The sequence below is a fragment of the Henriciella aquimarina genome, assembly GCF_002088975.1.
In the GTDB taxonomy this organism is placed as follows: domain Bacteria; phylum Pseudomonadota; class Alphaproteobacteria; order Caulobacterales; family Hyphomonadaceae; genus Henriciella; species Henriciella aquimarina.
Map to the genome: position 1 here is coordinate 36,721 of NZ_NCST01000085.1, position 16,941 is coordinate 53,661.

Consider the following 16,941-nt stretch of genomic DNA (forward strand, 5'->3'; position numbering starts at 1 on the left):
GAGGCTCCGGTTCGACCTCGCTGGCATTTTGACTTTGATCCCCGCTTCGCGATGGATCGGGCTCAGGGCTGCAGCCCTCTCCCTTCTCCCGATTGCGGGAGAAGGGCCGGGGATGAGGGCTGCACCGGTTCAGTCGAATCCTGACCTCTGAACAAGAACCAGCGTCGGTGCCCTCACCCCTAACCCCTCTCCCGAAGCCGGGAGAGGGGAATAGAACAGCTCCAGCACCAAAACCGCCACGCGGTCTCCCGCTGGCGTGATGCATCGCCCCGATGACAGGGCCGGGCGCGTCCTGAAGGGACGCTGGTGGAACTGCCAGCCTTTCGGCGTGGCTCTAAGCGCCCATTGAGGACGCGCCCTGCGAGAGGTCTTGGCCGTTCGGGTGTCCCGCTCCCGGCCCGCCTCGGAAAACATTTTCGTACGCCGAGCTGTCGGCGCAGCACTGATGAACCCACATGGCGCCCGCCGCCTGGCAGGGCCGTTAGCCCCTGCCCGCAGCCGCGGTCACTCCCGCACCTTCCCCGCATCCGGCCGGTCCGGACCGCCCTGTCACGCGATGGAAGACCGGAGAGTATGGCGCACGGCAGGCGGGGTGGGACAGGATTTTCGCGTCCCGGCCTTGCAGCCCGCCCCGGCCCGGTTATGAAAGATCGCTCCAAGGGGGAGACGCATCATGATCAGGACACTCATCGCCATGGCCGCCATGGTCCTCCTGGCGGCAGGCCTGTCCGGCCCATCCGCCGCACAGGGCGGGGCCTATGGAGACATCATCGCGGAGATGCAGGCCAAGGCCGATGCGTGCGCGGCCATCCAGCCCGCCAGCAAGCCGGCCTTGCGCTGCACCATGGCCTGCAAGGCGAGCATCCGGACGCTGGAAACCTCGGCCTCGCTGACAAGCGACCAGGTCGCTTCCATCCGCGACAAGTGCGACCGCTTCCATGCCAATTCGGGCCGCCGCCCGGTAAGCCAGCCGGCCCCCGCGACCGGCCCAAGCGTTGCGGCGCGCGCGGCAACGATGCCGGAGAAGGCCGCCTGGTGCCAGAGCGCCGAGGCGCGGATGGGCTGCCCGGTCGACCCGTCAGAGCCGAACTGGCGGAAGCGCGAGCAGATGTGCAACACCGCCAAAGCCTGCGGGCGCTGCGGCGATGACAGGCTGATCGCACGGCTGTCGTCCAATCCGGTCTCCCGGGATGTCATGACGCTCAATCGTTGCGAAGAAAACCATGGCGCGGTGAAAGCCTGGCTGGACGGGTAGGTGCGGCGAACCATCGACGTCTGATCTGCCCCCCATGGCCCTCGCCCTTCCCCTGCCTACGCAGGGGCAGGCTGCCACAAAGAGCAACCCCATCCTGAGCCTGTCGAAGGATGAAGCCGCCCATGGAATGCGCTCGTGCTACCGCGCATCGCAGGGCGATGCGTCTTCCTCCGCACCCTCAATAATGCGGCGGGGGACGGTCGACGGGGGTGGCCTGGCCGGCGGACTGTTCGGCGTCGGCGACGCGCTCGGCGAGGCGCTCGACCTGCCGCTCCAGCCGCTCGATCAGTTTCCACTGCGCCGTGATCGCCGCGTTGAGATCCTCAATCGTCTGGTCCTGATGGACCACACGCACTTCAAGCTCGTCGAGGCGGGAGGCGGTGCTGGATGTGTCTGACATGGCGGCAATGTAGGGCGGCGCTGAGCGCAGCGATACCCGCCATTTCCATGACGCTTTTGGCGGGATTGCATCCCGCCCTACGGTTCGGTGAGGAGGACAGGCGTTTCCGGTTTCCATTCCCGGTTCCAATTATCCTTGTAACGATGCCAGGACGAGTGCGGCCACGCCTCCGGCGATGTCACAAGCCCATGTTTTACCGGGTTCCAGTGGATATAATCCATGTGCGCGGCGAGATCCTTCTCGCCCCGGATAACATGTTCCCAATAGCGCGATTGCCAGATGAGCCGCTCACCTTTGCGGCCGGCGGATTTCAGGTGCGGTGGCAAGCGCCGCGTGAAACCGGCCTTGATCAGCCGCAACCGGTTTACAAAATCGCAGTCGCCGTCCGGTAAGGCCCAGAGCAGATGCATGTGATCGGGCAGGACGCAGATCGCGATTGTCCGGGCCGGATGCCGGGCCGTTACGTCACGATATGAGGCGCGCAAATTATCAATAAACCGGACGAGCGTATCGGCCCGCCGGTCATGAAGGCACAGCGTAAAGGCGTAAGTCCCACCCGGCACATAGAGACGACGATAGGTCGGCATGACCGGAACATATCACGAACATATACAATCGTGAAGGCCCGTAGGGCGGCGTTGAGGCCAAAGGCCGATACCCGCCAGAAGGTTTGGCGCGGTAGGGCGGTGATGGAGGCGTAGCCGCAATCCCGCCATTTATCATTTGCGGCACCGGATCATAGAAGCGGGATTTCATCCCGCCCTACGGCGAAACGGAGTTTCGCTTACTCGATTGATCTATTCGAATGCTTTGACAGCGTTCCTCTTGTCTCGGTCGGATAACGCGGAGCCCAAGTGCTCGATCTGACGTCGCATTCGGCCTTTCGATTTGAAGAAAAAGTAGAACGCGAGATTATGCACCACGAGTACTATAAGGGATTCTGCTGCGGCATAGCCTGCAAGTGTTGGATCATTTAATTCGTCTCGCCCCAGAACCACTGCACTAGCCAAGACAACGCCAACCAAACCCAAGCCCCACAGATATGGCATCACTAAGTAGAGCCTTAGCTGGGAAAACATTGAGTATACGATCAAAGACGCGGCAATATTTAGCGTTAAGCCGAACAAAAACAGCGCCAGCAGTTCTGACGGATAGTAGTATCGCGTGTCTACAGTACCGATCGCCGCATACGCTACACCGGCCAAAAAACCGCTGATCAGCCACGCTCCCACATAGCTAACTTGGGTCGGTCTCGGACGATCTGGCAGATAAACGGGTTCTGATCGCCAGCGCATCGCGATCAACCAATACGCCGACGAAACCAACATGCTTCCAACCCAGTACAATGGATAACCCCCATCTTCAGTCAGGAAGTTGAGGCTCCCAACCGCGAACAGAGAAAGAAATACCCATCTTCCAAGCCTGAAGTGACCAGAAACGAAAGCCGCCAAAAAGTATAGTACTGTCGGCAGAATGCAGATCATTGCCAACAGAGGAACCAGTTCCTCATCGTACATATGGTCAGTCGCTTGGCCTAACAGAGCACTGGCAAACAGAACATTCAGAACGGCGACTACGAGTAGCAACCGACCTTCAGGCTTTTTGAGAAAGTTCTGTAAGTTGTCTTCAGGTGTGAATCTGAAAACGTGTTCCTTTCGGACCAAACTATCCCCTCCAGCATACCGAACGCATCGTAACTTAGCTTAGGCGTTGGAAGATTTGACGCAATCTATGATTGCTCCGTCTCCACATAAAGCTTCCGCCCCATCGCTTCGTATTCTGCGCTCTTGGCGGCCATGCCCTCTTCCGCCTCTCTCGCCTGGCGTTCCAGATCCGCCTTTTCATTATCCGTCATGCCTGCCGCGTAATCCCGCACTTCCGCGGTGATCTTCATGGAGCAGAATTTCGGGCCGCACATGGAGCAGAAATGGGCGACCTTGTGGGCCTCTTTCGGCAGGGTCTGGTCGTGATAGTCGCGGGCCGTTTCGGGGTCGAGGGAGAGGTTGAACTGGTCCTCCCAGCGGAACTCGAAACGGGCGCGTGACAGCGCATCGTCGCGCACCTGCGCGGCAGGGTGGCCCTTGGCGAGGTCTGCGGCGTGGGCGGCGAGCTTGTAGGTGATGACGCCGACTTTGACATCGTCGCGGTCCGGCAGGCCGAGATGCTCCTTCGGCGTGACGTAGCAGAGCATGGCTGTGCCGTACCAGCCGATCATCGCCGCGCCGATGCCCGAGGTGATGTGGTCATAGCCGGGCGCGATGTCGGTGGTGAGCGGGCCCAGCGTGTAGAAGGGCGCCTCGCCGCATTCGCGCAGCTGCTTGTCCATATTCACCTTGATCTTGTGCATCGGGACGTGGCCCGGCCCCTCGATCATCACCTGGCAGCCCTTGGCGTGGGCGATCTTGGTGAGCTCGCCGAGCGTCTCCAGCTCCGCGAACTGGGCCGCGTCGTTTGCATCCGCGATGGAGCCGGGGCGCAGGCCGTCGCCGAGCGAGAAGGAGACGTCATAGGCGCGCATGATCTCGCAGATGTCCTCGAAATGGGTGTAGAGGAAACTCTCTGTGTGGTGGGCGAGCATCCATTTCGCCATGATCGAGCCGCCGCGCGAGACGATGCCGGTGACGCGCTTGGCGGTGAGGTGGATATAGGCGAGCCGCACGCCGGCATGGATGGTGAAATAGTCGACGCCCTGCTCGCACTGCTCGATCAGGGTGTCGCGATAGACCTCCCATGTCAGGTCCTCGGCGACGCCGTTCACCTTCTCCAGCGCCTGGTAGATCGGCACGGTGCCGATCGGGACGGGGCTGTTGCGGATGATCCATTCGCGCGTGTTGTGGATGTTGCGGCCGGTCGACAGGTCCATGACATTGTCGGCGCCCCAGCGCGTCGCCCAGACCATCTTGTCGACTTCCTCTTCCACCGACGAGGTGACGGCCGAGTTGCCGATATTGGCGTTGATCTTGACCAGGAAATTGCGCCCGATGATCTGCGGCTCAAGCTCCGGATGGTTGATATTGGCCGGGATGATGGCGCGGCCCTTGGCGATCTCGTCGCGCACGAATTCCGGCGTGATGAAGGCCGGGATCTCCGCGCCGAAGCTTTCGCCCTCGGCGATCTTCTCCTCGGCGTTTTCCAGCATTTCCTGACGGCCCAGATTCTCGCGCTCGGCGACGTAGATCATCTCCTTGGTGATGATGCCCGCGCGGGCGAACTCGTACTGGGTGACGGGCTTGCCGCCGGTCCCGCGCAGCGGCTGGTGGCGCGTCGGGAATTCGCGGGCGAGATGGTCGCCGCTGACGCCGCCATTGTCTTCGGGCCTGACGTCGCGGCCATCATATTGCTCGACGCCGCCGCGCTCCAGCACCCACTCGGTGCGGTGGCGCTCAAGGCCCTTTTCGACATCAATGGTAACCGACGGGTCGGAGTACGGCCCGGACGTGTCGTAGACCGGCACCGGCGCTTCATTGGCGGACGGGTGAAGATCGATCAGGCGGCGCGGGACGCTGAGGGTCGGGTCGGCCTTCGGATGGGTGTAGACCTTGCGGCTCGCCGGCAGCGGGCCGGTCGTGACGGTCGGGGTCGCGAAATCGGATTGAGGGGTCGGCTTGTTCATGAGGGGGCCTCCTGGCCTGAGGGGGTTGTCTTGAGCTCGATCCAGAGCTGGTCCGTCTGGGCGAGCAGACGGCCCGTTTCGGTATAGAGGGCGGTGGCGGCGCCGTGCTTGCGTCCGTCATGGAAGCGCGCCCAGCCGGCGACGATCAGGCGCTCGCCGGCCCTGGGGCGGTCATGGATGACGCCGCGGATACGCCCGAGCACCATCGGGTTCTCCTGAAAGCCGACGGCAAAGGCGCCGGGGCAGTCGAGCGCAGCCCAGAGGATTTCGGGGCGGACATAGCCGTCCTCTCCGGCAAATTCCGGGGCGGGCGTCCAGATATCGGCGACACCCTCGAAGCTGTCGGCGGCGCCGGTGAAGATACGCAGGCCATCGCCCTCGGCGCGTTCCGGGCCGCAGACGAAACAGTGCGGAAAGGCATGCTCCTCGACCGGCGGAAAACGCCCGCGCGCCGCGCTGGCCTCTTCCAGCGTGGGCGCCGGCATCGCCGCCTCCAGCGGGTCGGCCGGGACGGCCGCCGCGATGAGCGTGTCGCCCTCATAGGCCTCGAGACCGGTGGCGGTCTCCTCGATGCGGATCGGCCGGTCGAGCGGCGGCGGCACCCGCAGGCTGACCTCGACAGGGCCATCCAGCAGGCTGGCGAGCCGGCCGGCCACATAGCCGCCATTCGCCGTGCCCGGCGGGCCGTTAAATCGGGAGGGGAGTGTAATGTGGGCGGGATACGCCAAATCAAAACCTTTCCGTTCCTACGCCGGTCCGAGCCGGATCAGGTTCTAAGGGTGCCCGGGCGGCTTCAGCCCGGTCTCAGCGCTTGGCACAACGCGCCCCTCGGATGGAAAGTATCCTAACGAATCCAATAGGCGCTGCATAGGGCTATTGGCCGCGCGATCCCGTTTCGAGGGCAAAAGCGGCGCATAACCGGCCGTCTCAGCCGCCGCCCGTGGGGATGAGCCATTTGTGCTGCATGCTTTCGAGATTTTCGGCGATGTCGCTGTCGTCGAGCCTGACCATGTCGGTATGGCCGAAGCCCTTGCTGTAATCGAGCACGGACATGACGGTCGGGATAACGCGGAAAAACACCGCCTCGCCACGTTCGGCCAGCTCCATGCCGGAAACCTGCGGGAAGCGCTGGATCATCAGACGGGCGATCTCGCTGATCTCTCCCGGCGCCGTCATCTCGGCGGCATGGCCGGCGAGCGACAGGCCGCGAATGCCGGACCAATCCTCATAAGGCGGCGTCATCGTGATGGAGACACGATTGTCGCGCCGCATATTGCGGGCTTTCTGGCTGGTCGCCCCGACGCCGAAGAAGATTTCGAGCCCGTCATGAACGAAGGAGACGGTCGTCGCCTGCGGAAAGCCATCCTCGCGCAGTGTGGCGATGGCCATGTCCTTGCAGGCGGTCATGATCTCCACGGCCTTGGTTTCAAGAACGTCTTTCATTGGCGGGCTCCCGGCACGATCCTGAGATGACGGGGAGTCTGGACCGGGCCGGCCTGCCCGCCTTGATCGCTATCAAAATCCTGGCGGCGGCTATCCACAAGCGGCTCCGGTTGCAAGTGGACGCCGGTGCGGAGCTGTGCAAGGCGGGTCTGGGGCGCTGGTCCTGTTTGCTGTGGAGTTGCCCATGAACCCGTTTTCCCGGTCTGCCGCCATTATGGCCTGCCTGTCTGCCCTGGTGATCCTGCCAGCCTGCCAGTCCACACCCGGGACACTGGCGGGCGAGAGCCAGAGCGCCATCGCCGCGACACCGGATGAGATCATCGAGCTGCGGGAGCCGGACCTGATCGCGGATTATTATCCGGCGGCGACAGCGGCCGCGCCCGGCCCGGCCATCCTGATGGTTGGCGGTTCCGAAGGCGGGCTGAGCGACGGCGTGGCCCGCGACGCCGAGGCCCTGCGCCAAGAGGGCTTCAGCGTGCTGCAGATCTCGTTCTACCGGTTCGAGGGACAGGAGCAGAACCTCGAAATGGTGCCGCTGGAACGGTTCGACCGGGCGCTGGACTGGCTGCTGGCCCGCGGTGAGGTCGATGCAGACCGGGTCGGCATTTTCGGCACCTCGAAAGGCGCAGAAGCCGCCCTCATCACCGCGACCCGTCGCCCCGAAATCGACGCCGTGGTGGCGATTGTGCCGTCCAGCGTGTCGTGGACGGGGATCAACTGGGACTTTGACGGGCGCGTGCCGGAAGCCTCCTGGTCCCTGCGGGGGAAGCCCTATCCGGCCCTGCCCTATGGGGCCTTCGCCCCCAGGACCGGGCTCTATTCGCTCTATGCCAATGGGCTGGAGGCTGTCGGCGACCATGAAGCGGCCGTGATTGCGATCGAGAAGACGGATGCGCCGGTCCTGCTGATCTGCGGCGGCGCCGATGGCCTGTGGCCGAGCTGTCCGATGGCCGATGCGATTGAGGCGCGCGCCGAGGCTGAAGGCGGGCCGGAGGTGACAGTCCTCACCTATCCGGAGGCCGGGCATGGGGCCGGCGGCGTGCCGTCAGGGACGCTGGACCCGGAAACCGCCGAGGACCCGCTGGACTGGGGCGGCACACGCGCGGCAAACCGGGCGGCCCAGCAGGACAACTGGCCAAAGACGGTCGCCTTCCTGAAGACCACGCTTTAGGGGCGTTGGCGGCGCGTTGGCGGGGCTTGCGTGATCAGCCCGCGCCGTTCATCCAGGCGTCGATGGCGGCGGCATGGATATGCGTCGTCGAGAAGACGGGGATGTCGCAGTCGCCCTCGGCGAGGATCATGCAGAGCTCGGTGCAGCCGAGGATGACGCCATCGGCCTCATAGCCCGCGACGAGCGCCTTCATCTCTTCCCGCGAACTGTCCTTCACCTCGCCATTGACGAGCTCATCAAAGATGATGCGCCCGATTGTGTCGCGGTCGGCCTGGCCGGGCACGATGGGGTCGCCATCATAGCGCTTCAGCAGGGCCGGGCGGAAAAAGTCCCCGCTCATCACCCAGGGCGTCCCGAGCAGCAGCGGGCGCGTGACGCCCTTGGCCCGCAGCGCGGCGCTGAGGCTGGCGAGCATGTGGATCACCGGCAGGCCGGTCGCTTCTGCGACGGCGTCTGCCGCGACATGGGTGGTGCCGGAGGTGATGGCGATGGCCTCGGCTCCGCCGGCTTTCAGCGCTTCGGCCCCTTTGACGACTTCGGCCTTGAAGGCGTCCCAGGCCTCGTCATGGTAGTGACCGATCATCACGCCATAATCGAGCATGAAGAAAAGCGCGCGGACGGAATGCTGACCGCCCTGACGGGCACGGGCATGGCCGTTCAGCAGCTCGTAATAGATTTTCGTGGCTTCGGGGCTCACCCCGCCTATGAGACCGACAAGAGACATGCCTCGCGCTTTAGCGGCTGACGGCATGGATGGGAAGCGATTCGCGGGAACACCGGGGCCGTCCACCCATTTGCCATGCAGCACACAAGCTTCAGGCGACCGGGAAGGACACCCTCATGGCAAACCCCAAAACCGTCATCATCACTGGCGCCGGCTCCGGCATCGGCGCGGCAACGGCGAAGCGCTTTTCCGCCGATGGCTGGAATGTCGTCCTGAACGGGCGCACGCGCGACAAGCTGGAGAAGGTCGCCGCCGAACTGCCCGGTGAGCGCACGCTGGTGGTCGATGGCGACGTTTCCGAGCCCGGCGATGTCGCCCAGCTTGTCGACAAGACCGTGGACCGGTTCGGCGCGCTCGACTGCTTGGTCAACAATGCCGGCGTCGCGCAGGTCGGCCGGCCGGGCGAGCTGTCGCGCACGAATTGGGAGACGCTGATGGCGGTCAATGTCACCGGCATCTACAACACCACCACCGAAGCCCTGCCACACCTCAGGGCCTCGAAGGGCTCGATCGTGAACACGTCCTCGGTGTCCGGCCTCGGCGGCGATTGGAAGATGTTCGGCTACAATACCGCCAAGGGCGCGGTCTCCAACATGACGCGGGCCATGGCGCTCGACCTCGGGGCCGACGGGGTGCGCGTGAATGCGGTCGCGCCGAGCGTGACGCTGACCGGCATGGCCGAAGGCATCCACTCCGATCCGGAGAAGCTCGCCATGGTGAAGAACCGCATCCCGATGAAACGCCCGGCCGAACCGGAAGAAGTCGCGAATGTCATCGCCTTCCTGGCCGGGCCGGATGCCGGTTTCGTCAATGGTGTGATCCTGCCGGTCGATGGCGGGCTGACCGCATCCAACGGCCAGCCCAATTTCGACGGCTAGGCGTCTGCCGGATCAGGACGCCTCGCTATCGAGATACCGGTCGAGGAAGCCGAGAAAGGCGTCCCAGGACTTCTCGTCGGCAAGCGCCTGATAGCGCTCCGAGCCGAACACCGTCCAGGCGTGGGGGGCGCCGGAATAGACCTGCAGTTCATAGGTTGCGCCGACATCTTCCAGCCGGGTGACGAGGTCTGAGGCGACCGACATCGGGATGCCGCTATCGGCGCCGCCATGCATGATCAGGAAGGGCGCACCGGCGGCCTCATAGGTCTGGCCCTCGGGCGTATCGAGGCTGCCATGGAAAGTCGCATAGCCGGCAATGTCCTCACCTTCGCCGGAGCGGGCAAGCTCAAGTGTCGCGCCGCCGCCGAAGCAATAGCCCATCACCACCGCCTCGGTCTCGCCGGAAACCTCGCGCGCCTTGGCGATCCCGCCCAGGATGCGCGCACGCATCGCCTCGCGGTCATTGTAGAGCTTGCCGACCTCGGCCTTCTTCGCTTCGGTCGTGTCCGGGCGGTTGTCCTTGCCATAGAGGTCGACGGCGAAGGTGTCATAGCCCTCATCGGCGAGCATTTCGGCGCGCGTCGTCTCATAGCTGTCGAGGCCGTCCCAGTCATGGATGAGGATGACGAGGCCCTTGGAGTCGCGCGTCGCTTCGGCGAGATAGCCTTCATAGGTCTTGCCATCGACGTCATAGGTGACGGCCTCGCCGGCCTGGGCCGAAAGCGTCAGGGCGGCCGCTGCGGTGAGCGAGGTGATGAGGGGCAGGCGCATGGGAAAACTCCTTTGGTGCTGTGGGAACAGGCTTTCAAAAGGTTAACCTAGCGCGTGGGGCCTGCGTTCCAAATCACGATCCCGAAACCGGGACCTCGCGCCATTCCCCCGGGGCCAGGCCGGTGAGCGTCCAGTCGCCGATGGCAGCCCGGATCAGCCGGAGCGTCGGATGGCCGATGGCCGCCGTCATGCGCCGGACCTGGCGGTTCTTGCCTTCGCGAAGCCCGATCTCGAGCCAGCAATCGGGCACCGACTTGCGGTAGCGGATCGGCGGGTCGCGCTCCCAGAGGCCGGGCGGGGCCTCCATGCGCGCGATCCGGGCCGGGCGCGTGGGCCCGTCCTTGAGCGTGAGCCCGGTGCGGAAAGCCTCCAGCGCGGCCTCATCCGGTTCGCCTTCGACCTGTGCCCAATAGGTCTTTTCCAGCCTGTGCTTCGGGTCGGCGATGCGCGCCTGCAGCCGGCCGTCATCGGTCAGCAGCAGGAGCCCTTCGCTATCCTTGTCGAGGCGCCCGGCCGGATAGACGCCGGGCACGTCGATATAGTCCGACAGGGTCGGGCGTTTCGAGCCGGCCGTGCCCTTGTCGGTAAATTGCGAGAGGACGCCAAAGGGCTTGTTGAACGCGATGAGCATGGGCCCTTTCAGGCATGGCGAGGCCCGGAGAGCAAGAGCCGCGAGCCGCGTTGCCGGACAAAAAGAAACCCGCCGGAATGGCGGGCTTCCTCTATGCTTCGGACAGGTCCGATGCTTATGAGATATCGAAATTCTTCAGATATTCACTGAGCTCGATGTCGCCATCGGAGTCCATGTCATAGTCCGAAAACTGCTTGGTGGTGTTGCCTGACCGGTTCTGCCAGTTGGCCCATTCGGACTTGGTGATCAGGCCGTCATTTTCCTCGTCCATGGCGAGGAAGACCTGGCTGGCCTTCAGTGCCGAAACTTCGGAGTCCATTTCGGCCTTGGTCCAGTCCTTCTTGTCCATCATGTCCTTGTCTCCGGACATCATGTGCTTCTTGTCGGCCATCATGTCCTTGTGATCGGCCTTCATCTCCTTGTCGGCAGACATCATGTCCTTGTCGCCGGACATCATTTCCTTCTCAGCGGACTTCATGTCCTTTTCGCCGTCGCCGGACTTTTCCATGTGATGGTCGGCAAGCGCCGGGCTCACGGAAAAAGCAGCCGTTGCGGCAAGGGCAGTCATCATGCGTTTCATGGGATTTCCTCCATTTGTCAGCTATTGACCAACCAACGGAAAGCCGCGCCGCCATGTTCCAAAGTCGTGCTCAGGCCCCGGCGCGGAAGCCTGCGCAGAGCGGCGCCCGAGAGGCGATTGCCATCGCGCGGAAACTGTAACACTGTCTGCCCGAGACCAAGCAGGAGCCTGACATGACCGCCCTTGAAGCCGCCATCCTCTACACCGCGCTCTGCCTGATCCTGATGCTGGTGCTGAAGGTGAATGTCGGGCGCGTGCGCCAGGCCGAAGGCGTGATGTTCGGCGATGGCAGCAAGGAGCCGCTGCAGCGCGCCCAGCGCGTCCAGGGCAATGCCGCCGAAGACATTCCGATCACGCTGCTCGGCCTGATCGGGCTCGCCCTGCTCGGCGCACCGGTCTGGCTGGTTCACGCGCTGGGGGCGGCATTCTTCCTGGGCCGGGTGCTGCACGCCATCGGGCTCAGCGGCTCGAGCGGCGGCAGCTTCGGACGGATGTGGGGCACAGTGCTGAGCCTGCTCGTCATGCTGGTGACGCCGCTCGCCTGCCTCTGGTTCGTGATCTTCTAGGCCGCGACGGCGTCAGACGCTTCAGAAAACCGCCTGCACATCCTTCGTCCAGCCGGCATAAACGTCGGCGCCGGTCTCGATCACCGGGCGCTTGATCAGCGTCGGATTGGCGATCAGCAGCGCTTCGGCCTCGCCCTGCTCGACCTGCGACTTCTCATGCGTCGTGAGGTTGCGCCAGGTGGTCGAGCGCTTGTTGACCAGCGTGTCGGGGCCAAGCGCCTTCAGCCACATCGGAACTTTCGTCTCCAGGTCGGCCTCGGCGCGGATGTCGACCAGGGTGACGCAATGGCCATCCTTGTCGAGCGCATTCATCGCCTTCTTGCAGGTGTCGCAATTCTTCAGCCCGTAAAGGGTCAGGGTCGCCATGGCCTCGTCTCCGCTTTGATATCCAGGGTTTCGCCCGCCGATATTGGGCCATTCGCCCGCCCCGCCAAGACGCCATTTCGGAACCCCGCATAAAGTCGGGGGTTAACCAAGACACTGTGTCCGGCCGAACCCGGCTGGCTGGCAATCAAAGGGGATGAACCTCATGGGCAGATTCATACAAGGGCTGGTGGTCCTGTTCGCGGCCGTTTTCCTGATCCTGCTTCTCTTCTTCCGCATCACCGAAGGCTCGTTTGCCGAAGCCGGTGCGCGCATGGACCGTCTGATGGGCGTGGCTGCCGAAGAGACCGGCGAAGCCGCCAATGAGATGGCGCGCGAAACCGACGAAGCGATCCGCGACCTCAATGATGGCGACTAGGCTTTAGCCCAGCGGGGCATCAGGTCCGGTCCGGATCGACATAGACCTCGCCGCCCAGATCATCGAGCTTTGCCTGCAAATGGGCCCGCACGTCCTCGACCGCCTGGTTGTAGACGGTGGGCCCGAGCGTTTTCAGCATCAGGTCCAGCACCTCGCCCGCGCGGAAGTCGCTCAGATGCTCGTCGAATTCGTTCGAGAAAAGCTGCTGCAGATAGGCGATCAGCGCGTCGCGGCGCTCATCGCTGAGCTCGATTGATGTCATTCCACCACGCCGACGATCGGCCCCATGTCGAGGCCGGGCTCATCCCGGCCCATGGCCGGAGCATAGAGCCGCGAGACCTGACCGTCGAGGAAGAGCGCGTTCGGCATGTTGAGCTTGTCGCGGTAGAGGCTCGCAAAATCGTGGAACGTCACCGGCACATCGGAAATCGCGAACGCCACCGTCTCGCCATTGCGCGACACGCCGACGCCATTGCGGCGCTTGCGCGAGGTGCCCGACGGATTGATGGCGGGATGGATCTCGCCATCGATGACCAGCATCGGGCCTGACTGGGTCGCAAAGGCAGGGTCCAGCCCCTCATCGAGATAGGCCTGCGACTCGGTCACCCCGGCATGGTCTTCGTCCAGCCAGAAGACGCCGTTCGGCTTCATATGGAAATTGCCGGGCCCCTCATTCGTGTTGACGCTGGCCTGCTCGCCCGTCTCGTGACGTAGATAGCCGACCGGCCGGCGATCGTCGTGATACATCCCGCCATTCATGGCGAAGACGAGCGTCTTGCCCTCATCGGCCATGGCTTCGGCCAGCGTATCGAACTGCAGGTAGGGCTCGCCATCCTCGGCCGTGTAGAAAAGCCGGATATCGTCGCGCGCGGCATTGAACGTGCACACCGTGTACGGATTGGATTTGTGGGTCACCGGGCGGCAATGGTCGCCGGCCGTCGGGCCGCCGGCCACATTGCAGGCGCCCAGCAGGCTTGCTGCCAGACCGGCCACGACCCCTGCCAGTCCCCGCTTTTGTCCGTACCGCAAATCTGCCGCCTTTCGACGGGGCATCAGGCCCGTCCGATTGGTTAATCTAAGCCCCTGCCAGAATGGATGGAAGGGTTTGCACTGCCAATCAACTGCGCGAAAAACTGTCGCGTTCCCGGCGGTTAGGCGGACGCCTCGGCTTCATAGGCCTCCGTCGCCTCGAGCCAGGCCTGTTCGGCGGCCTCGAGCGCGCCTTTCAGCGTGTCGCGGCGCGCGCCGAGCGACTGGGCCTCGCCGGGATCGCGCTCATAGAGCGTCGGGTCGGCGAGCTTCTCGTCGAGCGTGGCAAGGTCGGTCTCGATCTTTGCCATCTCGCGTTCGGCGGCTGAAATGCGCTTGCGGATATCGGCGGTGGCGCGGCGGATCTCGGTGTCGGAGCGCTTCGGCTGGGCCGGAGGCGGCGGGGACGCTATGGGCGCACCGCCCCCCTCGCGGGACTTGTCGGCCGCCAGCACCAGCGCGCGATAGTCCGACAGGTCGCCGTCATAAGGCGCCGCGCGGCCTTCATTCACCAGCCAGAGACGTTCGGCGGTCGCTTCGGCGAGATAGACATCGTGGGTAATCAGCAGCACCGCGCCCTGATAGGCGTTCAGCGCATGGATCAGCGCCTCGCGCGAGTCGATGTCGAGGTGGCTCGTCGGTTCGTCGAGGATCAGGACATGGGGCTCGCGCAGCGCCATCAGGCCGAGCAGCAGGCGCACTTTTTCCCCGCCCGACAGCTTCTCGACATTCGTTTCCGCCTTGTCGCGGTTGAAGCCGATATTGGCGACGATGGAGCGCAGCTGGCCTTCATTGGAATTGGGGCGCATCTTGCGGACATGGTCGATGGCGTTCTGGCCGGCCGACAGCTCGTCGAGCTGGTCCTGGCTGAAATAGCCGATCTCGACCTTGGGCGCGGCGACACGGTTGCCTTCGAGCAGTTTCAGCCGCCCGGCAATGGCCTTCACCAGGGTCGACTTGCCCTGCCCGTTCGCGCCGACAATGGCGATGCGGTCATCATTGTCGACGCGCAGATTGACATCGCGCAACACGGGATGGCCCGGCTCATAACCGAGATCGGCGCCGTCCAGCACGAAGAGCGGCGAGGCAAGCTCCTCCGGGTCCGGGAAGTCGAAGGGATGGGTGCGCTCTTCCAGCGGAATGACAATCTCGCCCATCTTCTCGATCATCTTGATGCGCGACTGGGCCTGGCGGGCCTTGGTGGCCTTGGCGCGGAAGCGGTCGACGAAGCTCTGCAGGTGGGCGCGCTGCTTGTCCTGCTTGGTCTTCTGCGCCTGGGCGAGCGCCAGCTGTTCGGCGCGTTTCTTCTGCCAGGTGTCATAATCGCCCGGATTCACGCTCAGCTTCTGATGCTCCAGTGCGAGGATGTGCGTCACCGCATTGTTGAGCAGTTCCCGGTCGTGGCTGACGAGCAGCACCGTGTTCGGATAGCGCCGGAGATAGCTTTCCAGCCAGGCGGCGCCTTCGAGGTCGAGATAATTGGTCGGCTCGTCCAGCAGGAGCAGGTCCGGCTCGGCAAACAGCACACCGGCGAGCGCGGCGCGCATCCGCCAGCCGCCGGAAAATTCCTTGCAGGCCCGCCCGAGATCGGCCTGCGAAAAGCCGAGCCCCGTCAGGATGGAAGCCGCGCGCGCCTCGCCCGACCAGGCATCGGTCGCCGTCAGGCGTTCATGCACATCGGCAAGCTTCATCGGATCGGTTTCGGTCTCGGCCGCCTGCATCAGGGCCGCGCGCTCGGTGTCGGCGCTCAGCGTCTCGTCCAGCAGGGTGCGGTCGCTCGCCTCGACCTCCTGGGCGACCCAGCCCATCTTCGCGGCCTTGCCGATGCGGATGGCGCCGTCTGCATCTTCCTCGGCCTCGCGGATGAGGCGCAGCAGCGTCGACTTGCCGGTGCCGTTGCGCCCGATCAGGCCCACCTTCCAGCCAGCCGCCAGCGTCGCCGAGGCGCCGTCGAGCAGCAGCCGGCCCTGAATCCGGTAGGTGAGATTGTCGATCGTGAGCATGATGAGGCCTGCTAAGGGGTGAAGGGGGCGACTTCAAGTCCAGCCGTCATGGCGCGGAGACGGGAAAAGGAGAGGCCTCCCCACGGGTCATCCGTGGGACCCACCTCCCAACACTTCGCCACGCGCCCCTGTCGGGGGGATGGATCCCACGGACAAGCCGTGGGAGAGCATCGCAACCGGTCAGTCTTTCTTGCGCGGCCGCATCTTCCGCATCAGGCCTTCCTGGGCGACGGAGGCGACCAGCTTGCCTTCACGGGTGAAGATCGCGCCGCGATTGAAGCTGCGCCCGCTGCCGGCCTTCGGACTGTCCATGGAATAGAGCAGCCATTCGTCGGCATGGATCGGCTCATGGAACCAGATCGCATGGTCGAGGCTCGCCGTCATCAGCTCCGGATTGGTCCAGTGGAGCCCGTGCGGGCGCAGGCTGGAGCCGAGCAGGTTCATGTCGCTGACATAGGCGATCAGGCAGTGATGCATCGCCGGCGGCACATCCACCTCGCGCGTCGTCTTGAACCAGACCTGGTTCACGTCCGATTTCGGCTTCGGGTCGAACGGGTTCATCCCGCTGATTTCCTTGAGGATGAAGGGCTGCGGGCGGGTCCACTGCTCGCGCTGTTCTTCCGGCAGCTTGTCCTTGAAGGCCTCGATCAGTTCGGCGCGCGACTTCAATTCTTCCGGCTGCTTCACCTCCGGCATGTCGTGCTGGTGATCCCAGCTTTCCTCATGAATATGGAAGGAGGCCGACATGTTGAGGATCTGCTGGCCGTGCTGGATGGCGACGACCCGGCGGGTGGTGAAGCTGCCACCATCGCGCGAGCGGTCGACCTCGAAGACGATCGGAATCTTGGGGTCACCCGGACGGATGAAATAGGCATGCAGGGAATGGCAGAGCCGGCCCTCCTCGACGGTGCGGTAGGCAGCTGCCAGCGCCTGAGCGATGACCTGGCCCCCGAAGACGCGCGGGCGCCCGACTTCATGCTCGGGGGTAAAGCCCCGGAACAGGTCCACCTCGAGTCGCTCAAGCTCCAGGAGGTTTAACAGTTCACTAACAGCGTCGGTCATATTGGCTTTGCTTTCCCATCGGATCTTAACCACGCGCGCTTAGCATCATGGTCTGCAAGTGGAAACCGGCATG

The 16,941-nt window shown here is 64.1% G+C and carries 20 protein-coding genes and 1 riboswitch; of the genes, 5 read left to right on the plus strand and 15 right to left on the minus strand.

The features are described from left to right. The first annotated feature begins 673 nt into the window (after positions 1–673). On the plus strand, positions 674–1,255 hold the full coding sequence (locus B8784_RS13765) for a hypothetical protein (RefSeq protein WP_143435484.1): 582 nt from the start codon (positions 674–676) through the stop codon (positions 1,253–1,255). A 178-nt stretch (positions 1,256–1,433) separates the two neighbouring features. On the opposite strand, the gene B8784_RS13770 is transcribed toward B8784_RS13765, so the two are convergent. From B8784_RS13770 to B8784_RS13795, 6 genes are all read right to left on the minus strand, one after another. Beyond that, on the minus strand, positions 1,434–1,655 hold the full coding sequence (locus B8784_RS13770; protein WP_084398520.1) for a SlyX family protein: 222 nt from the start codon (positions 1,653–1,655) through the stop codon (positions 1,434–1,436). Between the two features lie 77 nt (positions 1,656–1,732). Beyond that, the gene (locus B8784_RS13775; protein ID WP_084398521.1) at positions 1,733–2,242 is read right to left on the minus strand and encodes an REP-associated tyrosine transposase; all 510 of its coding nucleotides are present in this window, start codon (positions 2,240–2,242) and stop codon (positions 1,733–1,735) included. A 210-nt stretch (positions 2,243–2,452) separates the two neighbouring features. After that, entirely contained in the window at positions 2,453–3,172 is a 720-nt protein-coding gene (locus tag B8784_RS13780; protein ID WP_143435486.1) for a hypothetical protein, read from the minus strand. Between the two features lie 212 nt (positions 3,173–3,384). After that, complete coding sequence (gene thiC, locus B8784_RS13785) at positions 3,385–5,268, minus strand: phosphomethylpyrimidine synthase ThiC (RefSeq protein ID WP_084398523.1); 1,884 nt, start codon at positions 5,266–5,268, stop codon at positions 3,385–3,387. After that, complete coding sequence (locus B8784_RS13790) at positions 5,265–5,996, minus strand: hypothetical protein (RefSeq protein WP_199288585.1); 732 nt, start codon at positions 5,994–5,996, stop codon at positions 5,265–5,267. The genes thiC and B8784_RS13790 overlap by 4 nt, the downstream gene beginning before the upstream one ends. Then, positions 5,995–6,107, minus strand: a riboswitch (TPP riboswitch). It overlaps the preceding gene by 2 nt. Before the next feature lie 88 nt (positions 6,108–6,195). Next, the gene (locus tag B8784_RS13795; RefSeq protein WP_084398525.1) at positions 6,196–6,711 is read right to left on the minus strand and encodes a pyridoxamine 5'-phosphate oxidase family protein; all 516 of its coding nucleotides are present in this window, start codon (positions 6,709–6,711) and stop codon (positions 6,196–6,198) included. A gap of 184 nt (positions 6,712–6,895) precedes the next feature. Here B8784_RS13795 and B8784_RS13805 point away from each other — a divergent pair, with 184 nt between their 5' ends. Further along, positions 6,896–7,882: an acyl-CoA thioester hydrolase/BAAT C-terminal domain-containing protein gene (locus tag B8784_RS13805; protein WP_084398527.1), complete on the plus strand. Its 987-nt coding sequence runs from the start codon at positions 6,896–6,898 to the stop codon at positions 7,880–7,882. Positions 7,883–7,916: 34 nt separating this feature from the next. Here B8784_RS13805 and B8784_RS13810 read toward each other — a convergent pair whose 3' ends face one another. Then, complete coding sequence (locus B8784_RS13810) at positions 7,917–8,606, minus strand: aspartate/glutamate racemase family protein (RefSeq protein ID WP_158085687.1); 690 nt, start codon at positions 8,604–8,606, stop codon at positions 7,917–7,919. Between the two features lie 116 nt (positions 8,607–8,722). Between B8784_RS13810 and B8784_RS13815 the strand changes: the two genes are divergently transcribed. Continuing rightward, entirely contained in the window at positions 8,723–9,484 is a 762-nt protein-coding gene (locus tag B8784_RS13815; RefSeq protein ID WP_084398529.1) for an SDR family NAD(P)-dependent oxidoreductase, read from the plus strand. A gap of 12 nt (positions 9,485–9,496) precedes the next feature. Here B8784_RS13815 and B8784_RS13820 read toward each other — a convergent pair whose 3' ends face one another. From B8784_RS13820 to B8784_RS13830, 3 genes are all read right to left on the minus strand, one after another. Next, positions 9,497–10,255, minus strand: coding sequence for a dienelactone hydrolase family protein (locus tag B8784_RS13820; RefSeq protein ID WP_084398530.1), 759 nt, complete (start codon positions 10,253–10,255; stop codon positions 9,497–9,499). A 73-nt stretch (positions 10,256–10,328) separates the two neighbouring features. Next, entirely contained in the window at positions 10,329–10,886 is a 558-nt protein-coding gene (locus B8784_RS13825) for a pseudouridine synthase (protein ID WP_084398531.1), read from the minus strand. 115 nt (positions 10,887–11,001) lie between these two features. Then, positions 11,002–11,466 (minus strand): hypothetical protein, encoded by a 465-nt coding sequence (locus B8784_RS13830; protein WP_084398532.1) that lies wholly within the window; start codon positions 11,464–11,466, stop codon positions 11,002–11,004. A 173-nt stretch (positions 11,467–11,639) separates the two neighbouring features. Between B8784_RS13830 and B8784_RS13835 the strand changes: the two genes are divergently transcribed. Beyond that, positions 11,640–12,032 (plus strand): MAPEG family protein, encoded by a 393-nt coding sequence (locus B8784_RS13835; protein ID WP_084398533.1) that lies wholly within the window; start codon positions 11,640–11,642, stop codon positions 12,030–12,032. Between the two features lie 21 nt (positions 12,033–12,053). Here the strand turns inward: B8784_RS13835 and B8784_RS13840 are convergent, their stop codons facing one another. Further along, positions 12,054–12,398, minus strand: coding sequence for an ArsC/Spx/MgsR family protein (locus B8784_RS13840; protein WP_084398534.1), 345 nt, complete (start codon positions 12,396–12,398; stop codon positions 12,054–12,056). Between the two features lie 163 nt (positions 12,399–12,561). Here B8784_RS13840 and B8784_RS13845 point away from each other — a divergent pair, with 163 nt between their 5' ends. Then, a complete protein-coding gene (locus B8784_RS13845) occupies positions 12,562–12,774 on the plus strand; it encodes a hypothetical protein (RefSeq protein ID WP_143435490.1) in 213 nt (70 codons plus the stop codon). 19 nt (positions 12,775–12,793) lie between these two features. Here the strand turns inward: B8784_RS13845 and B8784_RS13850 are convergent, their stop codons facing one another. The 4 genes from B8784_RS13850 to B8784_RS13865 form a co-directional block, all read right to left on the minus strand. Then, complete coding sequence (locus B8784_RS13850; protein ID WP_084398536.1) at positions 12,794–13,036, minus strand: DUF2164 domain-containing protein; 243 nt, start codon at positions 13,034–13,036, stop codon at positions 12,794–12,796. Then, entirely contained in the window at positions 13,033–13,803 is a 771-nt protein-coding gene (locus B8784_RS13855; protein WP_233356148.1) for a phosphodiester glycosidase family protein, read from the minus strand. Before B8784_RS13855 ends, B8784_RS13850 begins: the two co-directional genes overlap by 4 nt. Positions 13,804–13,925: 122 nt before the next feature. Further along, positions 13,926–15,806: an ABC-F family ATP-binding cassette domain-containing protein gene (locus tag B8784_RS13860; protein ID WP_084398538.1), complete on the minus strand. Its 1,881-nt coding sequence runs from the start codon at positions 15,804–15,806 to the stop codon at positions 13,926–13,928. A 180-nt stretch (positions 15,807–15,986) separates the two neighbouring features. After that, a complete protein-coding gene (locus B8784_RS13865) occupies positions 15,987–16,868 on the minus strand; it encodes an acyl-CoA thioesterase (RefSeq protein WP_084398539.1) in 882 nt (293 codons plus the stop codon). Between the last annotated feature and the right edge of the window lie 73 nt (positions 16,869–16,941).

Coding starts and splice junctions, on each gene's coding strand:
- B8784_RS13860 (WP_084398538.1), bottom strand. CDS start 15,806: ATGCTCACGATCGACAATCTCACCTACCGGATTCAGGGCCGGCTGCTG.
- B8784_RS13825 (WP_084398531.1), bottom strand. CDS start 10,886: ATGCTCATCGCGTTCAACAAGCCCTTTGGCGTCCTCTCGCAATTTACC.
- B8784_RS13845 (WP_143435490.1), top strand. CDS start 12,562: ATGGGCAGATTCATACAAGGGCTGGTGGTCCTGTTCGCGGCCGTTTTC.
- B8784_RS13815 (WP_084398529.1), top strand. CDS start 8,723: ATGGCAAACCCCAAAACCGTCATCATCACTGGCGCCGGCTCCGGCATC.
- B8784_RS13820 (WP_084398530.1), bottom strand. CDS start 10,255: ATGCGCCTGCCCCTCATCACCTCGCTCACCGCAGCGGCCGCCCTGACG.
- B8784_RS13765 (WP_143435484.1), top strand. CDS start 674: ATGATCAGGACACTCATCGCCATGGCCGCCATGGTCCTCCTGGCGGCA.
- B8784_RS13795 (WP_084398525.1), bottom strand. CDS start 6,711: ATGAAAGACGTTCTTGAAACCAAGGCCGTGGAGATCATGACCGCCTGC.
- B8784_RS13840 (WP_084398534.1), bottom strand. CDS start 12,398: ATGGCGACCCTGACCCTTTACGGGCTGAAGAATTGCGACACCTGCAAG.
- B8784_RS13770 (WP_084398520.1), bottom strand. CDS start 1,655: ATGTCAGACACATCCAGCACCGCCTCCCGCCTCGACGAGCTTGAAGTG.
- B8784_RS13835 (WP_084398533.1), top strand. CDS start 11,640: ATGACCGCCCTTGAAGCCGCCATCCTCTACACCGCGCTCTGCCTGATC.
- B8784_RS13780 (WP_143435486.1), bottom strand. CDS start 3,172: ATGTACGATGAGGAACTGGTTCCTCTGTTGGCAATGATCTGCATTCTG.
- B8784_RS13775 (WP_084398521.1), bottom strand. CDS start 2,242: ATGCCGACCTATCGTCGTCTCTATGTGCCGGGTGGGACTTACGCCTTT.
- B8784_RS13865 (WP_084398539.1), bottom strand. CDS start 16,868: ATGACCGACGCTGTTAGTGAACTGTTAAACCTCCTGGAGCTTGAGCGA.
- B8784_RS13850 (WP_084398536.1), bottom strand. CDS start 13,036: ATGACATCAATCGAGCTCAGCGATGAGCGCCGCGACGCGCTGATCGCC.
- B8784_RS13810 (WP_158085687.1), bottom strand. CDS start 8,606: ATGTCTCTTGTCGGTCTCATAGGCGGGGTGAGCCCCGAAGCCACGAAA.
- B8784_RS13830 (WP_084398532.1), bottom strand. CDS start 11,466: ATGAAACGCATGATGACTGCCCTTGCCGCAACGGCTGCTTTTTCCGTG.
- thiC (WP_084398523.1), bottom strand. CDS start 5,268: ATGAACAAGCCGACCCCTCAATCCGATTTCGCGACCCCGACCGTCACG.
- B8784_RS13805 (WP_084398527.1), top strand. CDS start 6,896: ATGAACCCGTTTTCCCGGTCTGCCGCCATTATGGCCTGCCTGTCTGCC.